Source organism: Micromonospora sp. NPDC003241 (assembly GCF_053589795.1).
On the sequence record NZ_JBSFSO010000032.1, the window covers coordinates 1 to 22,250 of the forward strand.

19 protein-coding genes are annotated in these 22,250 nt (G+C 71.5%); 15 read left to right on the forward strand and 4 right to left on the reverse strand.

Going from position 1 to position 22,250, the window contains the following annotated elements; all coding sequences use genetic code 11:
• Positions 1 to 229: 229 nt before the first annotated feature.
• The 8 genes from ACWDVW_RS22720 to ACWDVW_RS22755 all read left to right on the forward strand — a co-directional run bounded on the left by ACWDVW_RS22720 (position 230) and on the right by ACWDVW_RS22755 (position 7,945).
• Positions 230 to 1,117 (forward strand): GntR family transcriptional regulator, encoded by an 888-nt coding sequence (locus ACWDVW_RS22720; RefSeq protein ID WP_449952142.1) that lies wholly within the window; start codon positions 230 to 232, stop codon positions 1,115 to 1,117.
• 433 nt (positions 1,118 to 1,550) lie between these two features.
• Positions 1,551 to 2,582, forward strand: coding sequence for an AAA family ATPase (locus ACWDVW_RS22725; protein WP_449952290.1), 1,032 nt, complete (start codon positions 1,551 to 1,553; stop codon positions 2,580 to 2,582).
• A complete protein-coding gene (locus tag ACWDVW_RS22730) occupies positions 2,579 to 3,562 on the forward strand; it encodes a DUF58 domain-containing protein (RefSeq protein WP_449952145.1) in 984 nt (327 codons plus the stop codon). The genes ACWDVW_RS22725 and ACWDVW_RS22730 overlap by 4 nt, the downstream gene beginning before the upstream one ends.
• The gene (locus ACWDVW_RS22735) at positions 3,559 to 4,509 is read left to right on the forward strand and encodes a VWA domain-containing protein (RefSeq protein ID WP_449952148.1); all 951 of its coding nucleotides are present in this window, start codon (positions 3,559 to 3,561) and stop codon (positions 4,507 to 4,509) included. Before ACWDVW_RS22730 ends, ACWDVW_RS22735 begins: the two co-directional genes overlap by 4 nt.
• 20 nt (positions 4,510 to 4,529) lie before the next feature.
• Positions 4,530 to 5,492 carry a S1C family serine protease gene (locus tag ACWDVW_RS22740; RefSeq protein WP_449952150.1) on the forward strand — a complete coding sequence of 321 codons (963 nt, stop codon included), beginning with the start codon at positions 4,530 to 4,532 and terminating at the stop codon, positions 5,490 to 5,492.
• 7 nt (positions 5,493 to 5,499) lie between these two features.
• Positions 5,500 to 6,195, forward strand: coding sequence for a response regulator transcription factor (locus ACWDVW_RS22745; RefSeq protein WP_449952152.1), 696 nt, complete (start codon positions 5,500 to 5,502; stop codon positions 6,193 to 6,195).
• 40 nt (positions 6,196 to 6,235) lie between these two features.
• Positions 6,236 to 7,441, forward strand: a complete 1,206-nt coding sequence (locus ACWDVW_RS22750; RefSeq protein ID WP_449952155.1) for a sensor histidine kinase — start codon at positions 6,236 to 6,238, stop codon at positions 7,439 to 7,441.
• Positions 7,442 to 7,645: 204 nt separating this feature from the next.
• The gene (locus tag ACWDVW_RS22755; RefSeq protein ID WP_449952293.1) at positions 7,646 to 7,945 is read left to right on the forward strand and encodes a BON domain-containing protein; all 300 of its coding nucleotides are present in this window, start codon (positions 7,646 to 7,648) and stop codon (positions 7,943 to 7,945) included.
• Between the two features lie 311 nt (positions 7,946 to 8,256).
• On the opposite strand, the gene ACWDVW_RS22760 is transcribed toward ACWDVW_RS22755, so the two are convergent.
• A complete protein-coding gene (locus ACWDVW_RS22760) occupies positions 8,257 to 8,820 on the reverse strand; it encodes an STAS domain-containing protein (RefSeq protein WP_449952158.1) in 564 nt (187 codons plus the stop codon).
• A 209-nt stretch (positions 8,821 to 9,029) separates the two neighbouring features.
• On the opposite strand from ACWDVW_RS22760, the gene ACWDVW_RS22765 reads away from it, so the two are divergent.
• The 4 genes from ACWDVW_RS22765 to ACWDVW_RS22780 all read left to right on the forward strand — a co-directional run bounded on the left by ACWDVW_RS22765 (position 9,030) and on the right by ACWDVW_RS22780 (position 13,701).
• Complete coding sequence (locus tag ACWDVW_RS22765; RefSeq protein ID WP_449952161.1) at positions 9,030 to 10,136, forward strand: L-dopachrome tautomerase-related protein; 1,107 nt, start codon at positions 9,030 to 9,032, stop codon at positions 10,134 to 10,136.
• 94 nt (positions 10,137 to 10,230) lie between these two features.
• Positions 10,231 to 10,401 (forward strand): hypothetical protein, encoded by a 171-nt coding sequence (locus tag ACWDVW_RS22770; RefSeq protein ID WP_162854384.1) that lies wholly within the window; start codon positions 10,231 to 10,233, stop codon positions 10,399 to 10,401.
• A gap of 183 nt (positions 10,402 to 10,584) precedes the next feature.
• Positions 10,585 to 11,916 (forward strand): extracellular catalytic domain type 1 short-chain-length polyhydroxyalkanoate depolymerase, encoded by a 1,332-nt coding sequence (locus ACWDVW_RS22775; protein ID WP_449952165.1) that lies wholly within the window; start codon positions 10,585 to 10,587, stop codon positions 11,914 to 11,916.
• A 183-nt stretch (positions 11,917 to 12,099) separates the two neighbouring features.
• Positions 12,100 to 13,701, forward strand: coding sequence for an RICIN domain-containing protein (locus tag ACWDVW_RS22780; RefSeq protein ID WP_449952167.1), 1,602 nt, complete (start codon positions 12,100 to 12,102; stop codon positions 13,699 to 13,701).
• 128 nt (positions 13,702 to 13,829) lie between these two features.
• Here the strand turns inward: ACWDVW_RS22780 and ACWDVW_RS22785 are convergent, their stop codons facing one another.
• From ACWDVW_RS22785 to ACWDVW_RS22795, 3 genes are all read right to left on the reverse strand, one after another.
• Entirely contained in the window at positions 13,830 to 15,266 is a 1,437-nt protein-coding gene (locus tag ACWDVW_RS22785) for an endo-1,4-beta-xylanase (protein ID WP_449952169.1), read from the reverse strand.
• A gap of 263 nt (positions 15,267 to 15,529) precedes the next feature.
• A complete protein-coding gene (locus ACWDVW_RS22790) occupies positions 15,530 to 16,573 on the reverse strand; it encodes an acetylxylan esterase (RefSeq protein WP_449952172.1) in 1,044 nt (347 codons plus the stop codon).
• A gap of 19 nt (positions 16,574 to 16,592) precedes the next feature.
• Positions 16,593 to 17,621: a LacI family DNA-binding transcriptional regulator gene (locus tag ACWDVW_RS22795; protein ID WP_449952174.1), complete on the reverse strand. Its 1,029-nt coding sequence runs from the start codon at positions 17,619 to 17,621 to the stop codon at positions 16,593 to 16,595.
• 297 nt (positions 17,622 to 17,918) lie between these two features.
• On the opposite strand from ACWDVW_RS22795, the gene ACWDVW_RS22800 reads away from it, so the two are divergent.
• From ACWDVW_RS22800 to ACWDVW_RS22810, 3 genes are read left to right on the forward strand one after another with little or no spacing between them, the layout of a single operon-like run.
• Entirely contained in the window at positions 17,919 to 20,321 is a 2,403-nt protein-coding gene (locus ACWDVW_RS22800) for a beta-xylosidase/alpha-l-arabinosidase (RefSeq protein ID WP_449952177.1), read from the forward strand.
• Positions 20,318 to 21,295, forward strand: a complete 978-nt coding sequence (locus ACWDVW_RS22805) for an ABC transporter permease (protein ID WP_449952180.1) — start codon at positions 20,318 to 20,320, stop codon at positions 21,293 to 21,295. Before ACWDVW_RS22800 ends, ACWDVW_RS22805 begins: the two co-directional genes overlap by 4 nt.
• The gene (locus ACWDVW_RS22810; protein WP_449952182.1) at positions 21,292 to 22,221 is read left to right on the forward strand and encodes a carbohydrate ABC transporter permease; all 930 of its coding nucleotides are present in this window, start codon (positions 21,292 to 21,294) and stop codon (positions 22,219 to 22,221) included. Before ACWDVW_RS22805 ends, ACWDVW_RS22810 begins: the two co-directional genes overlap by 4 nt.
• Positions 22,222 to 22,250: the final 29 nt, after the last annotated feature.

Consider the following 22,250-nt stretch of genomic DNA (forward strand, 5'->3'; position numbering starts at 1 on the left):
ACCCGAAGATCACCCACCCCACAACCAGCCCACCCACCACCACCAACCCCACAGTCAACACCCCCCGACCAGCCCAAACAGGATGGAACTACTTCACCGAAGTTGCGCGGATCTTGGTGAACTCACACCGAACACCGGACCGGCGCCTCACCCCGCCCCCGTCCCCACTGCCCTGCCCCGCCCTTCCTCGGCGCGTTGATCAAGGGGGTTTTGGTCACGCCACCTCGGTGTGAACGACCAAAACTCCTTGATCACCCGGGCCGAGGGCTTTGCACCCCCGCGATCATGGAGTCGTGGCGGTTACAAAGTTGGGCGAATTGACGCAAACCAGCTGCCAGGCCTCCATGATCGGCGCAGGAGATCGGGGGGCGGGCACGAAGGCCGGGGGCAAAGCCGGCGGGACGGGAAGTCGGGGGCGGGACGGCCGGAGGGGTCGGGGAGGACGCGGCCGGCGGGATGGGGAGGACGGGAAGGGCCTTGGTCAGGTGGGGGTGTTGGGGATCGGACCGACGCTGGTGGCCAGTCGCGCCTGCGCTCGCGGATCCTCTCTGGAGAACCGGCCTCGGGTGACAAGCTCTCCACCGAGAAGGACATGCAACAGCGGTGGGGCTTCTCCACGACGATCATCAAGCACGCACTCACTCTGCTGAGGAGTGAAGGCCTCATCGAGGGTCGGCGGGGCTCTGGAGACTACGTGCGCGATCGGACCCAGCTCATCCGTCGCGCCCATTCCCGAGACATGCGCAAGCGCCTCGGCAGCTCATCGCCGTTCGCTCGGGACAGCGAAGCGGCCAGCGGCGATCGAGTTGGGAGGCGGCGAGCGAGAAGGTCCCCGCGACGCCACGTATCGCGGGACGACTCGGCGTTTAGCCCGGCGAGCCGGCGACCCCTTGGTCGCCATCCGAGCAGACCGAGCCGCACTGACCCGCCCACCGCCCAAGCTGGCCCGTCAGCACTGTCGGCAGAGACGGGCGAGACACCGGCTCGTCCCGGATCTGCTACCGCTGTAGCCCGCCCACGCAAGCCCACCCGTGCCTTGACATCAAGGCCGTGCTCGATCCTGGATCGAGTGGTTATCGTGGCGCGGGGATGCCACTCGATCCAGGATCGAGCGTGATCTTGGCGGGGCGGGGCGGGGCGGGCCGCCCTCTCGTCTGCCGAATCAGGTCACGACCGGAGATGGCGCACATCTGTGGGACTGAGCCCTGTCGAGCTGAACCGTTTGTGCTATCGCGACGGGCATCGTCGTGCGCCTCGGTGTGCGGGCCCGGATCGCGATCCGTCTGCGCTATCAGCTCGATAGCGCCCGCACACCCCACCTCACCTCGCCGGGAGCATCCGCGCAGCAGCCGTCCACGTTCACTCCGCACCCAACAACCTGCGGAGAACGGGTCATCGACCTGGCGGTGCCCGGCCTTCATGGTCGTCGTTCGGTTGGCTTTCGGGGGGCTCTGGCCCAATGGGTCAGGAGCGGGTACCCGGCCTTCCCCGTGGGTCGGGTACCCGCGTCCCTGACGCGACCGAGGAGCGACTGCGTGACGACGACCGACATACGCGAATTCGACGTCTTCGGCGAGCACGCCGGGGCGGCCCGACTGTTGGAACAGACCCTGTTCGAGGTGAAGCGGGTCATCGTCGGGCAGGACCGGCTGGTGGAGCGGCTGTTGACCGCGCTGTTGGCCCGGGGGCACTGCCTGTTGGAGGGCGTACCCGGGGTGGCGAAGACGCTCGCCGCCGAGACCCTGGCCACGGCGGTGGGTGGCAGCTTCGCCCGGATCCAGTTCACCCCGGACCTGGTGCCGTCGGACATCCTCGGCACCCGAATTTATCGCCCGTCGACGGAGAGCTTCGACGTGGAGCTGGGGCCGGTGATGGCCAACCTCGTGCTCACCGACGAGATCAACCGGGCTCCGGCGAAGGTGCAGTCGGCGCTGCTGGAGGTGATGGCCGAGGGGCACGTGTCGCTCGGTGGACGCACCTATCCGGTGCCGACTCCGTTCCTGGTGCTGGCCACTCAGAACCCGATCGAGTCCGAGGGGGTGTACCAGCTCCCGGAGGCGCAGCGTGACCGGTTCCTGATGAAGGTGGTGGTCGACTACCCGACGGACGACGAGGAACTGGGCATCCTCTATCGGATGGGCACCAGCAGCCCGGCCGCCCGGCCGGTGCTGGACCCGGCCCGGCTGGTGGCGCTCCAGGCCCGGGCGCGCGAGGTGTTCGTCCATCATGCGTTGGCCGAGTACGTCGTACGCCTGGTGCTGGCGACCCGGGACCCGCGCCGCTTCGGGCTGGCCGACGTGGCGGACCAGCTCGCGTACGGTGCCAGCCCCCGGGCAACGCTCGGCCTGGTCGCCGCGGCACGGGCGCTGGCCCTGCTGCGGGGCCGCGACTACGTCCTTCCCGCCGACGTGCGGGAGATCGCCGCCGACGTGCTGACCCACCGGCTGGTGCTCAGCTTCGACGCGGTCGCCGACGACGTGGACGCCGGTGAGCTGGTGCGGCGGATCGTGGAGGCGGTGCCGCCGCCGCAGATCGCCCCGGCGCAGGAGCAGCAGGGGCCCGGCCTGGGGGCGGCCGCGTGAACCCACACACGACGAGTGTCGGGCGGCTCGCGCCGCAGGGTCGGCTGCGCCGGTTGGAGTTGACGGTCACCCGGCGTCTGGACGGGCTGCTGCACGGCCAGCACCTGGGGCTGCTGCCCGGAGCGGGCAGCGAGCCGGCGGGCAGCCGCGAGTACCGGGCCGGTGAGGACGAGGTACGGCGGATGGACTGGTCGGTGACGGCGCGTACCGCCGTGCCGCACGTGCGGACCGTGGACGCGGACCGGGAGCTGACCACCTGGACGCTCGTGGACGCCACGCCCAGCATGGACTTCGGCACCGCCGAGTTGGAGAAGCGGGAGCTGGCGGTGGCGGCCGTGGCCGCCGTCGGGTTCCTCACCGCCGGCACCGGCAACCGGCTCGGCGCTCATCTGCTCGGTGACGCCGGGGTACGCCGATTCCCCGCCCGCACCGGACGGCACCACCTGATCAGCCTGCTGCGGACGCTGATGGAGGTGCCCCGGGGGCGGCCCGCCACCCAGCCGGTGGCGCTGGCCGACGGGATCGACGGGTTGCGCCGCTCCGCCGGACGGCGTGGGCTCGCCGTGGTGGTCTCCGACTTCCTCGACGGCCTGCCCGACGAGGGGATGGGCGGCGCGGACGGGCCGCCGCCGGACTGGGAGCGACCGCTGCGACGGCTGGCCGCCCGGCACCAGGTGCTCGCCGTCGAGGTCCGCGACCCGCGCGAGCTGGAGCTGCCCGACGTCGGCCTGATCACGCTCGTCGACCCGGAGAGCGGTCGACGCCGCGAGGTGTCCACCGGCAGCCGCAAGCTGCGGGAGCGGTACGCGGCGGCCGCCGCCGCCCAGCGCCTTGCGGTGACCCGGGCGTTGCGGCGGGCGGGTGCGTCGCACCTGCCGTTGAGCACCGACCGGGACTGGATCGCCGACATCGTCCGCCACGTCCACGCCCAACGACGGCTCGCCCGAGCCACCCGACCACCGACCGGAGGTAAAGCGTGAGCTGGGAATCGCCGGAAAGGTTGTGGCTGCTCGCCGGGGTGGTCGCGCTGGTCGTCGGCTACCTGGTGATGCAGCGGCGACGCAGCCGGTACGCGGTGCGGTTCACCAACCTGCGACTGCTGGACAAGGTCGCGCCGGCCCGTCCGGCGTGGCGGCGGCACGTACCGGCCGGTCTGTTCATCGCCATGTTGGCGCTGCTGGTAGTCGGTTTCGCCCGGCCCACCGACGAGGTACGCGTACCGCGTGAACGGGCCACCGTGATGGTCGCGGTGGACGTGTCCCGGTCCATGCTCGCCGACGACGTACCGCCGGACCGGTTGATCGCCGCCAAGGACGCGGCCCGGGAGTTCGTCGCGGACCTGCCCGAGGAGTTCAACGTGGGGCTGGTGGCGTTCGCCGGCAGCGCCTCGGTGATGGTGGCGCCGACCGGCGACCGGGAGGTGATGGCGGCCGGTATCGACCGGCTCGACGAGGGCATCACCGGCGTGCAGGGCACCGCGATCGGCGATGCCATCGACGCCTCGCTGGAGTCGATCCGCACGCTTGACGCGCAGGCGGTCGAGGAGCCGCCGCCGGCCCGGGTAGTGGTGCTCTCCGACGGGGCCAACACCACCGGGCGCAATCCGACCTCGGCGGCGGGCGACGCGGTGGAGGCCGGGGTACCGGTCGACACCATCTCCTTCGGCACGCTCGACGGCCAGATCGGCGCGGGACAGCGCGTCCCGGTCGACGGGGAGACCCTGCGGGTCGTCTCGGAGCAGTCCGGGGGCGGCTACTACGAGGCGGGCAGCAGCGCCGAGCTGCGCGAGGCGTACGCCGACATCGGCTCGTCGGTGGGTTACCGGATGGAGCGGCAGGACGTGTCGGCCCGGTTCATCGGTGGCGGGCTGGTGCTCGCGCTGCTGGCCGCGGCGGCGTCGATGCTCTGGTTCTCCCGCCTGCCGTGACGACTTCGAAGGGACAGTTCATGACGAGCACGATTCCGGGCCTCGGTGAGCCGCGTGGGCCGCGGTTCGTCTCCCCGAACATGCATCCCGGTGCCGCCCCGAACGGCGTACCGGGAGGCACACCGACCGCCGTACCCGCGCCGCCGGGCGGATCGGCCCCGCCGGGCGTACCCACCGGGGCTGGTGGGGCGGTCGGGCCGGACACGCCGCCGGACGCCTCCCCCGGCGGTGGCCCGTCGCGGTGGCCTCGGATGTTGCTGGTCGGGTTGACGCTGGTGGCGGTCTCGGCGGGCGCCGGTGGGGTGGCCGGTCACCTCGCCGCCCGCGACGACGCGCCGGAGGCGGCGGAGGCCGCCGCGCCGCCGCTCACCCTCGGGCCCGGTGGCGACCTGGTGGCCGCCGCCGACCGGGTCCTGGCCGGGGTGGTGTCGGTGCAGACCTCCTCCGGCGGGCGCGGTGCCTCCGGTTCCGGTTTCCTGATCGACGACCGGGGGCACGTGGTCACCAACGACCACGTGGTGGCCCGGGGCGGCACGATCCAGGTAGTCGGTCAGGACGGCCGACGGTTGACCGCGCGGTTGGTCGGCCGTGACGCGGGTACGGACATCGCCGTGCTGCGTGTCGATCCGGGCAACGGGCTGCGCCCGCTGCCGCTCGCCCCCACCGGGCAGACTCGGGTGGGCGAACCGGTGCTGGCCGTCGGTTCGCCGCTGGGGCTCTCCGGCACGGTGACCGCCGGGATCGTCAGCGCGCTGGACCGCCCGGTCCGGCTCGGTGGTGGCGCTCGGCAGCCGGCGGTGCAGACCGACGCGTCCATCAACCCCGGCAATTCGGGCGGGCCGCTGGTCAACGGGCGGGGCGAGGTGGTCGGAGTGAACACCGCCATCGCCACACTGGAGGGAGGCGGCAACATCGGGATCGGCTTCGCGGTCCCGATCGACCGCGCGTCGCAGGTGGCGCAGAGGCTGATCGCGAGAGGGTGACGGGGACATGCGGCTGCTCGTGGTGGAGGACGAGGAGGACCTGGCCGGCGCGTTGCGGCTCGGGTTGGTCCGCGCCGGTTACGCCGTCGACGTCGCGGTGGACGCGGCGCAGGCGTTCGAGCTGCTGCTGGTCAACGCGTACGACCTGATGCTGTTGGACGTCAACCTGCCCGACGAGGACGGGTTCGCGGTGTGTCGGGCGATCCGCTCCGGCGCGGTCGAGGTCGCCGGTGGGCAGGACCTGCGGGTGTTGATGCTGACCGCCCGGGGCGCGCTCGGCGACCGGGTACGCGGGCTCGACGAGGGCGCGGACGACTACCTGGTGAAGCCGTTCGCCCTCGTCGAGCTGCTGGCGCGGGTACGTGCCCTGTTGCGGCGGGACACCGGCGGCACCGGGGTGGTGCTGACCGTGGGGGCGTTGACCCTGGACGTGGCGCGGCAGGAGGCCCGGCGGGGCGTCCGGGAACTCCAGCTCACCCGCAAGGAGTTCGGGGTGCTGGAGTACCTGATGACGCATCCCGGTCGGGTGGTACCCGCCGAGGAGCTGTTGGAGCACGTCTGGGACGCCAACACCGACCCGTTCACCGAGACGGTCCGGGTCACCGTGGGTACGCTGCGGCGCAAACTCACCGGCGCCGACACCGAGCCACCGATCGAGACGGTGATCGGGCGCGGCTACCGGTTGCGAGAGGTGGCGGCGTGAGCGAGCGTCACGGTGGCGCCGAGCGAAGCGAGGTGGCGGCGTGAGGCTGTTCCGGTCGATCCGGTTCCGGTTGACGGTGCTCTACTCGACGCTGCTGTTCGCGCTGGCCGGGGCCGGGCTGGCGGTGGCGTACGTGGCGGTGGACCGGGCGGTGGACCCCAAGCCGATCAGCAAACGGTACGAGGCGCAGCTCTACAAGCAGAAGGAGGACGGCCGGACGGTGGCCACCGGGACCACCATCGAGGTGGCCGAGGTGCAGCAGATAGAGGACGAGGTCAACCTGCGGCTGTTGCAGACCGTCCGGGACTACTCGCTGATCGCGCTCGGTGGGCTCTTCGTGGCCAGCCTCGGCATCGGGTGGGTGCTGTCGGGGCGGGCGTTGCGTCCGGTGGGCGCGATCGCGCGTACCGCCCGGGACATCCAGGCCACCGACCTGTCCCGCCGGATCCGGCTGGCCGGTCCCCGCGACGAGCTGCGGGATCTCGGCGACACCATCGACTCGATGCTGGACCGGCTGGACCACGCCTTCCACGCCCAACGTCAGCTCATCGACGACGCCTCGCACGAGCTGCGCAGTCCGCTGGCGATCATCCGGGCGAACCTGGACGCCTCGCTGAACTCGCCGGAGGCGACCGAGCCGGAACGGACGGCGGCGGTGGCGACGATCGACCGGGCGACCACCCGGATGTCGCGGCTGGTCGAGGACCTGCTGGCCACCGCCCGCCGGGACGCCGACGCGATGGCCGACACCGACGTCGACCTGAGCGCGGTGGCCCGCGAGGCGGGCGAGGACTTCGCCCCGCTGGCCGCTGGGCGCGGGCTGCGGTTGCGGTACGCGCTCGGCACCGACCTCGGGCTCATCGGCGACCCGGACGCGCTGCGCCGGGCAGCGGGCAACCTGCTCTCCAACGCGGTACGCCTCTCCCCGCTGGGCGGTGCGGTCCAGGTGGCGACCGGCCGGGCGGGCGGCTGGCTGTGGCTGGCGGTGGCGGACGAGGGACCGGGTATCGCCGAGGACGACCAGCGCCGGGTCTTCGACCGGTTCTGGCGTGGCGAGACCGGGCGGGGCGACTCGGGTGACCGGCGTACCGGACTCGGGCTGGCCATCGTGCGGCAGATCGTGGAGTCGCACGCCGGGCAGGCGGCGGTCTTCTCCCGGCCCGGCGCGGGCAGCGTCTTCGTGTTGTGGTTGCCCGCCGCGGACCGGGCCGACGACGCGCCACCGCCGGTCACCTCACCGCTCTGACCTGGCCTTCTGACCCTGGTCGCCGCACCGGAACGGGCCCGGCCGGCGGGCGCGGGCATCGGTGGGCGGCGGGCATCGGCAGGATCTGTCATGCAAATGTCATCCAACCGTGCGGTCCACTCCAAGGTCGTTGCGCAGTGTGGTGGTCGATCGGGACGGCGCCTCGCGTCGCCGGCGTCGACGACGAAGGAGACCGCTGTGGTGATGCCGTGGCCCTGGCCGATGCCGGACGACCACTCCTTCCGCGCGCTCTGGGACGAACCGCAGCATCATGACGAGGACGTCCGCCTGGCCGCCCTGGTCGCCCAGCGACTCAGCGCCGACTGGACCACCCGGCGACAGCAGATCACCGTGATGGTCCAGAACAGCGTGGTGATCCTCACCGGGCTGGTCGGCAGCGCGGAGACCCGCCGCGCCGCCGGTGAGCTGGCCTGGGACGTCGAAGGTGTGGAAGACGTCTGTAACGCCCTGCGGCTGGCCAACACCCGGCGCAGCCGCCGCTGAACTCCGGCTCGCCCGTACCGCCAGGCACCGGCTGGTGCGGGCGGGCCGGATCTGTTCGTGTCGCCTATCCCCCGGCCAGGTCCCGTGGCCGGTCCGATCCCGGGCCCCTCCCCCAGGGCCCGGGGTCGGGCGACACGACCGTCCCGGCCACCGGTCTGCGGGTGACGTGGATCAGCGCGCCGACCGGCCGCCTCGTGGACCGCGACCCGGCGGGCCGCCGTTCGGCGGACGGGATCGGCACAGCGGCCGTCCCGCCCTCGCTCCCGGGACGGAGTCGAGGGCGGCGTCCGTTCGGCGGAGTCGGCCGTCGGTCAGCGGGCTGGGTCGGAGGTCACGTCGTCGAGGCGGGCCAGCGCGTCGGCGCGGGTCTCGACGAGCGGAAAGACCTCGTCCAGGCGGGTGACCCGCAGCACCTGACGGATCAGCGGCGATCTCGCCGCGACACAGAGCGTCGCGCCACGCTCGGCGACGCGGTGGTGGGCCCGGACGAGCAGCCCCAGCGCGGTCGAGTCGATCAGGTCGGTACGGCCGAGGTCGACCACCACGTGACCGCCCATGTCGGTCGCGTGCCGCAGGGCCAACTCCAGGGCGTCGCCGGTGTCGAGGTCGACGTCACCGGCGATGGTCACCACGGTCACGCCGTCGAGGTGCTCGATGCCGGTGACGCCTCCGGGTACGCCATCGGAGGCCGGGCCGAGTCGGGTGCAGTGGGCGCATCGGTGCGGACCGTCGGCGAGCGGGGAGCCGCTCCAGCCGTGCTCGGAGAGCAGCGTCCACACCACCTCGCCGCCCGAGGGCGCACCCGACCCGGTGACGATGTCACCGCAGTTGTCGCAGGTCAGAGTGACCAGTTGGTCGTCCAGTGCAACGGCCATAGCGCGCTCCTTTCCACGTAGAGGGGTCGTCCCCACCCTGCCGACGGCAGGTGGCGGGTACCGCGCGGACGCATGACGGTTGCGTGACGAATGGATTTCCGGCCGACGGCGGGTCGGATGGCTGACGCGAGGTGTCCGACCCGCTGCCCGATTTGCAATGATTGATACAGAGAGATCAACCGATGCCGGGATCTTCCGGGAGGTCGCAGATGCGAAACGGACTACCCACCGACGAACCGGTCGGCACGCTGGACGTGGTGCACCGGTTCCGAGGCCCGATGCCGACCGGGGTCACCGTCTCACACCGGGGGCGGATCTTCGTCAACTTTCCCCGCTGGGGTGACGAGGTGCCCGCGACCGTGGTCGAGCTGCGGCGCGGACGCGAGGTCGCCTACCCCGACCGGGCGTGGAACACCCCGTCCGGCAACGACGACCCCTCGGCCTTCGTGTCCGTGCAGAGCGTCGTGGTCGACCCCGCCGACCGGCTCTGGGTGCTCGACACCGGCAGCCCGATGTTCCAGCCGACCGAGCCGGGCGGGCCGAAGCTGGTCCGGATCGACCTGCGTACCGACCGGGTCGTCCAGGTGATCACGTTCCCGCCCGACGTGGCACTGCCCACCTCGTACCTCAACGACGTCCGCTTCGACCTGCGGCGCGGCGAGGCGGGCCTGGCGTACCTCACCGACTCGGCCGACGGGGCGCCGAACGCGCTGATCGTGGTGGACCTGGCCAGCGGCGAGTCGTGGCGTCGGCTCAACGACCACCCCTCGACCAAGGCCGCGCCACCGGCCGACTTCCGCCCGGTGGTCGAGGGCCGCCCGTTCCTGGTCCGGCCGCCGGACGGCCCGCCGCAACCGGTGGGCGTCGGCGCGGACGGCATCGCCATCTCCGCCGACGGGTCCCGGCTGTACTACTGCGCCCTCGCGACCCGCCGCTGGTACAGCGTCGCCACCGACGCGCTGGCCGACCGCACCCTGGGCGACGCGGCGGTGGCGGCGACCGTGGCGGACGAGGGTGACAAGGGCGGCGGCGCCGACGGGCTGGAGTCCGACGACGCCGGACGCCTCTACCTGACCAACTACGAGCACAACGCGGTGCTGCGCCGACGACCCGACGGCGAGTACGAGACCGTGGTGCACGACGCGCGGCTGCTCTGGCCGGACACGCTGAGCGTGGCCGTCGACCGGCACCTGTACGTGATCGCCAACCAGGTGCACCGGCAGCCGCCGTTCAACCGGGGACGGGACCTGCGACGCAAGCCGTACGCGCTGTTCCGGACCCGGATCGACGCCGGCCCGGTGCTGTTGCGGCCCTGACCCCGTTCGGGTGGTCGGCGGCACCGCCGCACCTGGCGTGCCGTCGGCCGCACGTAGCGTCGAGGAGCAACGCCCACGAGCGGAGGAGCGGGTCGTGACCGAGCCGGAGGAAGAACGCGAGAAGACCGCGAAGACCGACCAGGTGCTCTTCTCCCCCGACGGCGACCCGCACCACGATCCGGCGCAGGCACCGCAGCCCGACGAGCACCTGCCGTCGCTGTTCTCCCACGACGGCGAGACCGACGTGGTCGACGACGAGCAGTGAGCACGGGCACCCCAGCCCGGCGGCGCTGACGGCGACCGCCGGCCTTGGCAGGTCGGGCGTCTTGCCAGCCGCCGCCGCTCGACTGATAATCATCGATGTATCTGAGCCGGACGACCACGGGCACCGGGCAGCCCACGATCGGAACACCACCCTGTCCGCACCCCGTCCGGAGGACACGTCCCGATGAGAACGGCGATCAGACTGTGCTGCGCCGCCCTGGCGGCCATCGCGTTGACGGCGCTGGCCGCGCTGTCGATCCCGACACCCGCTTCGGCAGCGACGCTGACCGAGGTCACCAACTTCGGCACCAACCCGAGCAACCTGCGCATGTACCTCTACGTGCCCGACCGGGTCGCACCCCGGCCGGGGCTGCTGGTCGCGGTGCACTACTGCACCGGCAGCGGGCCGGCGCTGCACTCCGGCACCCAGTTCGCATCGCTGGCCGACCGGTACGGCTTCATCGTGGTCTACCCGTCGGTGACCCGCAGCAGCCAGTGCTTCGACGTCTCCTCGCCGCAGGCCTTGCGTCGGGGCGGCGGCAGCGATCCGGTGGGCATCATGTCGATGGTGGACCACGTCCGGCAGCGCTACCCGGTCGACGCGTCGCGGATCTTCGTCACCGGCGTCTCGTCCGGCGCGATGATGACCAACGTGCTGCTCGGCGTCTATCCGGACGTGTTCGCCGCCGGGGCGGCCTTCGCGGGCGTACCTTTCGGATGCTTCGCCACCACCAACGGCTCGGAGTGGAACAGCGAGTGCGCCAACGGGCAGGTGACGCGTACTCCGCAGCAGTGGGGTGACCTGGTCCGCGCCGCGTACCCGGGCTATTCCGGAACACGGCCGCGCATGCAGATCTGGCACGGCACCAACGACGACATCCTGCGGTATCCGAACTTCGGTGAGCAGGTCAAGCAGTGGACGAACGTGCACGGCTTGAGCCAGACCCCGACGATGACCGACAGCCCGCAGGCCGGCTACACCCGAACCCGGTACGGGGGTACCGGCGGCACCGCGCCGGTCGAGGCGATCAGCATGCAGGGGGTGTCGCACAACCTGCCGGTCGACGCCGCCGGAGCGGTGCGGTTCTTCGGCCTGGACAACGCGCCGCCGCCGACCACCACCCCGACGCCGACGATCACCCCCACCACCCCACCGCCGACCCCGACCGCGCCGCCGACCCCGACCCTGCCGCCGGGCACCGGCTGCCGGGTGGGGTACACGGTCAACGCCTGGAACACCGGGCTGACCGCCTCGGTGACGATCACCAACACCGGCCCGACCGCAGTCAACGGCTGGAGTCTGGCCTTCACGCTGCCCGGCGGGCAGAGCATCACCGGCGGCTGGAACGCCACCTACGCCCCGACCTCGGGTGCGGTGACCGCCCGTAACGCCGCCTACAACGGGACCATCGCGCCCAACGCCTCGGTGACCATCGGCTTCCAGGCCACCCACGGCGGCAACACCGCCGCACCGTCGGCCTTCACCCTCAACGCCACGCCCTGCGCGATCGCCTGACCCCGGACCGGCGTACCCCTCGCCACCCGGCGGCGACGCCCGCGCGGTCCACGGCCGCGCGGGCGTCGCCACGTTGTGACTAATCGTTGTATGTCGATATATTGGTGGCCGGGAAAGCGTTTGCCCGTCCCACCGCTCCGCCGGCAGGCGCGCCACCACCGATCCACACCCCGGAGGAACCGCATGCTGCTCAGGACAACGAAGGGACGACCACGCCTCGGCCTGGTGGTCGTCGCCGCGCTGGTGCTCCTCGGCACCGCCGAGACGGTCACCGCGCCGGCCGCACGGGCCGCCACCGTCGACCCCAACGCCACGTACGTGTTCGTCAACCGGCACAGCGGCAAGGCGATGGACGTGTGGAACTGGTCCACCGCCGACAACGCCCCGGTCAACCAGTTCACCCGCAACGACGCCACAGTGCAGCAGTGGCGCTTCGTCGACGTGGGCAACGGCTACTACCAGATCCGCTCGGTGCACAGCGGCAAGGTCCTCGAACTGCCCAACGCCAACGACGGCGTCCAGCTCGTGCAGAACGCGCCGGTCAGCGGCAACAACCGGCAGCACTTCCGGTTGGCCGACTCCGACAGCGGTTTCGTCCGCTTCGTCAACCGGCACTCCAACAAGGCGCTCGACGTGTGGGAGTGGTCCACCGCGGACGGCGGCATGATCTCGCAGTATCAGGACGTCGGCGGCACCAACCAGCAGTGGCAGTTGGCCGTCCTGGGCGGCTCCAGCGGCTGCGGTAGCGGTGCGTTCCAGGCCGAGGCCGTGCTGAACGGCGGCACCTGGACCGCCCGTAACGGCGGCAGCACGGTCTACACCGGCACCGACATGCGCGCCGCCGTGCAGGCGGCGGTGAACAGCCTCAGCGCCGGCCGCACCAGCAAGCAGCGGGTCGTGGTCCGTGGCTCCGGCACGATCAGCGCGGGCTCCCGCATCTCGCTGCCCAGCTACACCACGATCGACGTGTGCGGCACCATCAACGTCACCGGTTCCGGCACCGGCGACCAGGCCCCGATCTACTCACGCGGCACCACCCAGGTCGAGGTGCAGAACCTCAGCGTCACCGGCGCCCCGCTGTACGGCATCTTCATGCGCAACGTCACCAACGTGATCCTCGGGCAGATCGACATGCGGCTCACCGGCGGTCTGGGGGTCCGCATCGACAACCGGGGCGACACCAGCCAGTGGTCGCGCAACATCCGCATCGACAACGTGTACGTCTCCGGCGCCCGGGCGCACGCGGTCGAGACGTACGGGGTGGACGGGCTGACCATCGGCACGGTGACCGCCCGCAACGTCGGCGAGTCGGGCCTGCTGCTCAACGAGACCATCAACGCCACGGTGACCACCGTGGACGCGGAGAACGCCGGTGCGGGTACCGGATACGCGGCCTTCCGGGTCGCCAACCGCGCGGGTCGGATCGGCTCGTCGTACCCGATCAACATCCGGGTCGGTACGGTCCGCGCGCGCGGCGGCGGTCGGGGCGTCTTCTGCGTCTCGGAGTCCGGCGGCACGGCGATCAACCGCGTGGACATCGCCAACACCGGCAACAACGCCGTCCTGATCGAGAACTGCACCGGCGTGGACATCGCGGCGGGCGGCGGCACGATCAGCGGTGGCGGGGAGGTCCGCCTGGCAGCCCGTGCCGAGTTCCCCGGCAACCGGGACATCACCCTGCGGAACTTCACGCTGGCCAACAACCGGATCGTGGAGAACCCCTGCGCCACCAACCTGACCATCAGCAACGTCACGCTCTCCAACGCGAGCATCAGCCGCTGCTGACCCCCGCGCGACCGCGCCCGGCGCACCGGGCGCGGCGTGCGGCGTGCGGCGTGCGGCGTGCGGCGTGCGGTGTTAGGAAGGGTCCCCTGCTATGCACGAGGCGTTAGCAGGGGACCCTTCCTTTCATCTCAGCTGGCGGTGCAGGTGGGGGTGGCGGTCGGGCCGGTCCCGTTGCCCTGGAAGCCGAACTCGGTGGTGGTACCCGCGTTGACGGTTCCGTTGTAGCTGACGTTGCGGAAGGTCACGTTGCCGCTGGTGCCGCTGCCCTGGGCGTTCCAGGTGTTGGTCACCGTGCTGCCGCTCGGCAGTGCCACCGTCACCGCCCAGCCGTTGAGTCTGGTGGAGCCGGCGGTGACCCGGATGGTGGCGACGAATCCGCCGGTCCAGGAGTTCAGCGACACGGTCGCGGTGCAGCCGGATCCGCCGGGCGGCGGGGTGGTCGGCGGCGGGGTCGTGGGCGGCGGGGTGGTCGGCGGCGGAGTGGTGGGCGGCGGGGTGGTGGGCGGCGGGGTGGTGCCGCCCGCGTTCAGGGCCTCCAGCGTCGAGTTGTACGCGGCCTTCTTGTTGCCGCTGCCGTCGAAGAGCAGCGGGGTGCCGCCGGAGCGCCACGAGTCGGTGTCCCGGATGCCCCACACCGTGATGCCGGTGCAGCGGGCGACGGCGAGGCAGTCGGTGACCACGCCGCGGTACGCGTTCGCCTGCGAGGTGCCGGAACCCTCGATGTCCAGCTCGGTGATCTGCACGTCCACCCCGAGGGCGGCGAAGCTGGACAGCGTGGTGCGGTAGTTGCCCGGGTACGGCGAGTTGGGGTTGAAGTGCGACTGCAGGCCGACGCAGTCGATCGGCACACCGCGCTGCTTGAAGTCCTGGACCATCCGGTAGACGGCCTGGGTCTTGGCGTGGGTCCAGTCGTCGGTGTTGTAGTCGTTGTAGCAGAGCTTGGCACCGGGGTCGGCGGCCCGGGCGGCACGGAACGCCGCCTCGATCCAGTCGTTGCCGGTGCGCTGGAGGTTGGAGTCGCGGCGGGCGCCGCTACTGCCGTCGGCGAACGCCTCGTTCACCACGTCCCAGGAGTGGATCTTGCCCCGGTAGTAGGTGGCGACCTGGGTGACGTGGTTCAGCATCGCGTTACGCAGTTGGGTGCCGGACATGTTCTGCATCCAGCCGGGCTGCTGCGAGTGCCAGGCCAGGGTGTGCCCCCGGACGGACATGCCGCGCGAGATGGCGTGGTTGACGATCCGGTCCGCGTTGGCGAAGTTGAACTGCCCCTGCTGCGGCTCCGTCGCGTCGATCTTCATCTCGTTCTCGGCCGTGACCGAGTTGAACTCGCGGTTGAGGATGCCGACGTAGGTGGAGTCGGAGAGCTTGTTCGCCGCCACGGCCGCGCCGAAGTAGCGGCCCTTCTCGGCGGCCGAGGCACCCAGGGTGGTCGCGGCGCTCGCGCTGGAGGCCACCACCACGCTGGTGGAGATGAGGGCGAGACCGACGGCGGCCGAGACCAACGCGATGCGTGGCCGCAGTCGGGGAGCCGGACGCCCGCTACCGCGGGCGAAGGCGTTGTTCATGGCATGAGCCTTTCGACGAAGCCGTGCTTGATGGAAGCCGGCCCCGACTACTGCCCAAACATGGTGGCTCCCGCCGTCTGCGCGGTTGCCCGTGAGCCGCGCCGGTCGGTGCCTGCAGCCCGCCACCATGAGTAGATCGAGGCTGTTGTATCGAAAACAGTATCGAAACACGTCTGAAAGCTCAACGCGCACCGACACACTTTCGACCCGCCCGAGCCGGACGCGCGTGCACCCGGCAGAGGGATAACCCTGTGGCCAGGGCGTCAGCCGATCCCGACCGACACCTCCGGAAGTTTCGGTGGCCCGGGCCGGTCCGTCGTCCCGCAGAGCAGCTCGGACAGCCACCGGAGTTGGCGACGGACGTGGGTCGCGTCGCCGTGCTCGTGACCGTTGAACGGGTACACGTGCATGCTCCGCTGCGGGGTGGGGCCGTCGATGCCGGCACCGTACTGGTTGTAGGCGGCGAAGACGGTGCTCGGCGGGCAGACGGTGTCCCGCAGCCCGATCCCGAAGTGCGCGGGCGCCTGGGCCCGGCGGGCGAAGCTGACCCCGTCGACATAGGACAGGGTGCGCCGGACCGCCGCTTCCGCCTCCCGGTGCACGGCCAGGTAGGTGACGATGTCACCGTACGGGGCGGTGTCGGTGATCTCGATGGCTCGCTGCACGTGACAGAGGAACGGCGCGGTCGTGACCAGGGCGGCCAGGTCGGGCACCAGTCCGGCGACGGCCAGCGCCAGGCCACCGCCCTGGCTGTTGCCGGCGGCGACCACCCGCGCCGGGTCGGTGCCGGGCAGGGCACGGGCGGCGTGTACGGCCCGGACCGCGTCGGTGACGAGTCGCCGGTAGTAGTAGCCCTCCGGCGCCAGGATGCCCCGGGTCACCGGCGTCGGCCCACCGGGCGTCGCGCCGTGCGGGTCGGGCGTGTCACCCAGGCCGTACTGGCCGGACTGTCCCCGGGCGTCCATCAGCAGGTGCGCGTACCCGGCCACCGGCCAGGTCAGGCGCTCGTGCGGCAGGCCCCGGCCGCGCCCGTAGCCGACGTACTCCACCACCACCGGCAGTGCTCCGTGCACCCCGGAGGGCCGGGTGTACCAGGCCCGGACCGGCTCGTCGGCGAAGCCGGCGAACGTGACGTCCCAGGTGTCGACCAGACGCAGGTCGGTCGGCTCGGGCCGGACGTCGATCAGCACCGGTGTCGCCGCCGTCGCGTGCAGGGTCCCCTGCCAGAAGGCGTCGAAGTCGGCGGGCTCCGGCACGGTCGGCGCGTACCGCCGTAGCTCGTCGAGGGGCAGGTCGAACAGGGGCATGGCTCCTCGCAGCGGTCGCTCAGGTGGACGGCGGGGCGGTGCTCTCGCGGATCATCAGCTCGGCGACCAGGTCGATGCGGCTGGTCGGCAGCGCGACCCCGCGCGCCAGGTCGAGCAGCATCTGGGTCGCCGTACCGGCCATGTCCCGCAACGGTTGGTTGACGGTGGTCAGCGCGGGACCGATCCAGGCCGAGACGGGCAGGTTGTCGTAGCCGACCACCGACAGGTCGCCGGGCACGTCCAGACCGAGCTGCCGGGCGGCCCGCAGCACCCCCATCGCCTGGAGGTCGGACCCGGCGAAGACGGCCGTCGGGCGGTCCGGGCGACTGAGCAACTGCATGCCGTGGGTGTAGCCGGCGTCGAGGTGGAAGTTGCCGAAGCGGACCAGGTCGGGCGCGACGGGTACGCCCATCTCCTCGTGCGCGCAGCGGAATCCCGCCGTCCGGGCCCGCGCGCAGAGCACGTCCTGCGGGCCGGAGATGATCGCGATCCGCCGGTGACCGAGCTCCAGCAGGTGACGGGTGGCCAGCAGGCCGCCGTTCCAGTTGTTCGAGCCGACCGCCGGCACCGAGGCGGCGCTGGCGCTGTCGTTGTCGATCACCACCACCGGGATCGACTGCCGGTCGAAGCGTCGGCGCTGCTGGTCGGTCAGGTTGCACATGACCAGCAGGACGCCGAGCGGACGCCGGGCGAGCACCGCGTCCACCCACGACTGCGGCGGTCGACGTGCCCCGCCGAGTTGGGAGAGCACCAGGTTCACCGGTGGCAGGGCGGCGACGGCCTCGACCCCACGGATGATCTCCAGGGCCCAGTCCGAGCCGAACTCGTGGAACACCAGCTCGATCTGACCCTCACCGGACGACCGCCGGGCACGGCGACGATACCGGTGTCGCTCCAGACTGGCCTCGACCCGCGCCCTGGTGGCGGCGGCGACGTCGGACCGGCCGTTGAGGACCTTGGAGACGGTCGCCGCCGAGACCCCCACCTCTCGGGCGATGGTCGCGATGGTGGTGGAGCCGAGCACGTCCGGCGATCGGTTCTCCGTCATCCGAACCCTCTGCAACGATCCCGAAAATTTCGGGGAACCATAGCACGGGATCGCTCCGATGGCGACGACGGCAGTCGATATGGCGGGAGCGTGCACGAAGGTCCGGAAATCGCTTGCCTGCCCTGTGGGAACCGTGTGGGCAGTCGGTTCGTGAGCCCTTGACACACTCCATCGACACCCATAGGTTCCCGACACAGGTGACGAACTGGTTTCCGAAACTATCGATAATCGCCGTCCGCAGCGGCGTCGGTGTGGCCTGCCGGAACGACCTGCCCCGGTGCGGCCAGAGGGGTTCGCATGACGAGTCAGCTACCTGTCGACGATCGATTGACGTCACCGGACGGCAATCGGTGGCGCGACCCGGCCCGGCGCCCCGACGAGCGGGCCGACGCGCTCATCCCGCTGATGTCGCTGGAGGAGAAGGTCGCCCAGTTGGTCGGCCTCTGGGTCGGCGCCGACGCCTCCGGCGAGGGCGTCGCACCCCACCAGACCGACATGGTCGAGCACACTCCACCGTGGCCGGAGGCGATCCGGTACGGCCTGGGGCAGTTGACCCGGCCGTTCGGCACCGCACCGGTCGATCCGGTCCGCGGCGCCCGGTCGCTGGCCGCCTCGCAGGCGCAGATCGTGGCGGCGAGCCGGTTCGGCATCCCGGCGCAGGTGCACGAGGAGTGCCTGACCGGCTTCGCCGCCTGGCGGGCCACCGTCTACCCGGCACCGCTGAGCTGGGGTGCCGCCTTCGATCCGGAACTGGTCGAGGAGATGGCCGACCGGATCGGACGGTCGATGCGGGCAGCCGGTGTGCACCAGGGACTCGCCCCGGTGCTCGACGTGACCCGCGACTACCGCTGGGGCCGCACCGAGGAGACCATCGGCGAGGACCCGTACCTGGTCGGGACCGTCGGCGCGGCGTACGTGCGGGGGTTGGAACGGGCCGGGGTGGTGGCGACCCTCAAGCACTTCGCCGGCTACTCGGCCTCCCGGGGCGGACGGAACCTGGCGCCGGTGCCGATGGGCCGCCGGGAACTGGCCGACGTGATCCTGCCACCGTTCGAGATGGCGTTGCGGCTCGGTGGCGCGCGCTCGGTCATGCACTCCTACGCCGAGATCGACGGGGTGCCGGTGGCCGCCGACGAGGAGCTGCTGACCGGGCTGCTGCGCGACCGGTGGGGCTTCGGCGGGGTCCTGGTCGCCGACTACTTCGCCGTCCGCTTCCTGCAGAGCCTGCACGGGGTGGCCGCCGACGCCGGGGACGCCGCCGGCCTGGCGTTGCGCGCCGGTATCGACGTGGAACTGCCCACCGTGGACGCCTACGGCGCCCCGCTGGTGGCGGCGGTCCGCTCCGGTGCCGTCGCGGAGGCGCTGGTCGACCGCGCGCTGCGCCGGGTACTGATCCAGAAGATCGAGTTGGGGCTGCTCGACGAGGGCTGGCAGGAGCTGCCCGCCGACGTCGACGAGCTGCGCCTGGACGACGAGGCCGGCCGGTCCGTCGCGTTGCGGCTGGCCCGCCAGTCCGTCGTCCTGCTGCGCAACGCCGACGGCGTGCTGCCGCTCGCCGCCGACCGGCAGGTGGCCCTGATCGGCCCGGTGGCCGACGATCCGATGGCGATGCTCGGCTGCTACTCGTTCCCGCTGCACGTGGGGGTGCACTATCCCGAGCACGGCGTGGGGGTGGAGATCCCGTCGCTGCGTACGGCCCTCAAGCAGCGCCACCCCCGCCTGACGTACCTGCCGGGGACCGCCGTCACCGGCGACGACACCTCCGGCATCGCGGCGGCGGTCCAGGCCGCCACCGAGGCCGACGTCTGCGTCCTGGCCGTCGGCGACCGGGCCGGCATGTTCGGCCGGGGCACCTCCGGCGAGGGCTGCGACGCCGTCGACCTCGACCTGCCCGGCGTGCAGGCCGAACTGGTCCGTGCGGTGCTGGCCACCGGTACGCCGGTGGTGCTGGTGGTGCTCTCCGGCCGGCCGTACGCGCTCGGCGCGCAGGTGGACGACGCCGCCGCCGTCGTGCAGGCGTTCTTCCCCGGGCAACTCGGCGGTCAGGCGCTGGCCGAGGTGCTCACCGGCGAGGTCAACCCGTCCGGGCGGCTGCCGGTCAGCGTGCCCCGGCACGGCGGCGGCCTGCCCGGCACGTACCTCTCCCCGCCGCTCGGCCACCGCACGCAGGTGTCGTCGGTGGACCCGACGCCCGCGTTCCCGTTCGGGCACGGCCTGAGCTACACCACCTTCGCGTGGGACGGCGCCACGGTGGCCGACGCCGACGAGGTCACGGGGGCCGACGCCGACGACACCGGGCCCACGCCGTGGCCGGTCGACGGCACCGCCACGGTCGGCGTCACGGTCCGCAACACCGGCTCGTGGGCCGGCACCGAGGTGGTCCAGCTCTATCTGCACGATCCGGTCGCGCAGACCACCAGACCGGTGGTACGCCTGGTCGGCTACGCCCGGGTGCCGCTGCGTCCGGGCGAGGCGGCCCGGGTCACCTTCGAGGTCCCGGCCGACGTCACCTCCTTCACCGGGCTGCGCGGCCGACGAGTGGTGGAGCCCGGTGACGTCGAGCTGCGGCTGGCCCGGTCCAGTGGCGACCCGGTGGCGCACCTGGCGCTGCGGCTGGTCGGCGCCGAACGCGAGGTCGGCCCCGAGCGGGAACTGGTCTCGCGGGCCCGGGTCGCCCCCGCCACCCGGGGCCGGCGATGAGTGCCCCGGCCACGGTGACCGCGCCGGCCCCCGACCCACCGGCCCGCCCGCCCGGCCCCCCGCGCGCGGCCCGGCGTACCTGGCGACGGGCGCTGCGCCGGGACTGGCAGCTCTACTCGCTGGCGATCCTGCCGCTGCTGTTCTTCCTGGTCTTCCGGTACCTGCCGATGCTGGGCAACGTGATCGCCTTCCGCCGGTTCCAGCCCGGCGGCAGCATCTTCGGCGAGTACTGGGTCGGCTTGCGGTACGTGAAGATGTTCCTGGCCGACCCGACGTTCTGGAACGTCTTCACCAACACGTTGGTGCTGGGCGGGTTGACGCTGCTGTTCTGCTTCCCGTTGCCGATCGTGCTGGCGCTGCTGCTCAACGAGGTGCGAGCGCGCCGACTCAAGCGGTTCGTGCAGTCCGTGTCGTACCTGCCGCACTTCCTGTCGATCGTGATCGTGGCAGCCATGGTGATGCAGTTGCTCTCCATGGACGGCACGGTGAACTCGCTGGTCACGTCCGCCGGTGGCGAGGCGGTGCCGTTCCTGCAACGCCCCGAGTGGTTCCGGACCATCTACATCTCCTCCGAGGTCTGGCAGACCGTCGGGTGGGGCACCATCCTCTATCTCGCCGCGCTCACCACCATCGACGAGGACCTGTACGAGGCGTCCCGGATCGACGGCGCGAACCGCTGGCGGCAGACCTGGCACGTCACGCTGCCGGGGATCCGGCCGACCATGGTGACGCTGCTGATCCTCAACATCGGCACCTTCATGGCGGTCGGGTTCGAGAAGATCCTGCTGCTGTACAACCCGCTGACCTACCCGACCGCCGACGTGATCTCCACGTATCTGTTCCGGATGGGCTTCGGGTCCAGCAACTTCAGCTACGCCGCCGCGATCGGCCTGTTCGAGGCGGTGATCGGGTTGATCCTGGTGCTGTCGGCGAACCTGATCGCCCGTCGCACGGTGGGGACGAGCCTGTGGTGACCGTCGACCCGACCGCCGTCCGTCCCCGTCCCCGTCCCCGTCGACGCAGGGGTATCCGGCAGAGCCGGGGCTACCGGGCGTTCCAGGTGGCCAACGCGATCGTGTTGACCCTGGTCGTGCTGGTCACGCTCTATCCGTTCGTCAACATCGTGGCCCGCTCGCTGAGCAGGGAGGCGTACATCATCGCGGGCGACGTGAACCTGGTGCCGCGCGGGTTCACCGTCGACACGTACCGCCTGGTGTTGTCCGACTCGCTGTTCTGGACGAACTACCGCAACACCCTGGTCTACACCGTCACCGCCACGGTCATCTCGATCGTGCTCACCACCTGCTACGCGTACGTCCTGTCCAAGAAGGACCTCAAGGGACGCGGTGCGCTGGTCGGCATCGCGGTGTTCACCATGTTCTTCTCCGGCGGCCTGATCCCCAACTACGTGCTGGTCACCAGCCTCGGCCTGAAGAACAGCGTCTGGGCCATCGCGCTGCCCAACGCGATCAACGTGTTCAACCTGCTGGTGATGAAGGCGTTCTTCGAGAGCCTGCCGACCGACCTGGAGGAGGCCGCCGCCGTCGACGGGCTGAACACGTACGGCATCCTGCTGCGGATCGTGCTTCCGCTGTCGAAGGCCATCGTCGCCACCATGGTGCTGTTCTACGCCGTCGCCTTCTGGAACTCCTGGTTCGCCGCCTTCCTGTACATGGACAAGCAGGAGCTGTGGCCGGTGACCGTGTACCTGCGCAACCTGATCGCCGGTGCCACCGGCGCGGAGAACGTCGGTGCGATCGCCGAGGCCAACGAGGTGCAGGCCGAGGCGACCCTCAAGTCCGTGACCATCGTGCTCACCACCCTGCCCATCCTCCTGGTCTATCCCTTCGTCCAGCGGTACTTCGTCCGGGGCATCATGCTCGGCGCGGTCAAGGGCTGACCAGCGGTACACCCCCGCTCCCACCACCA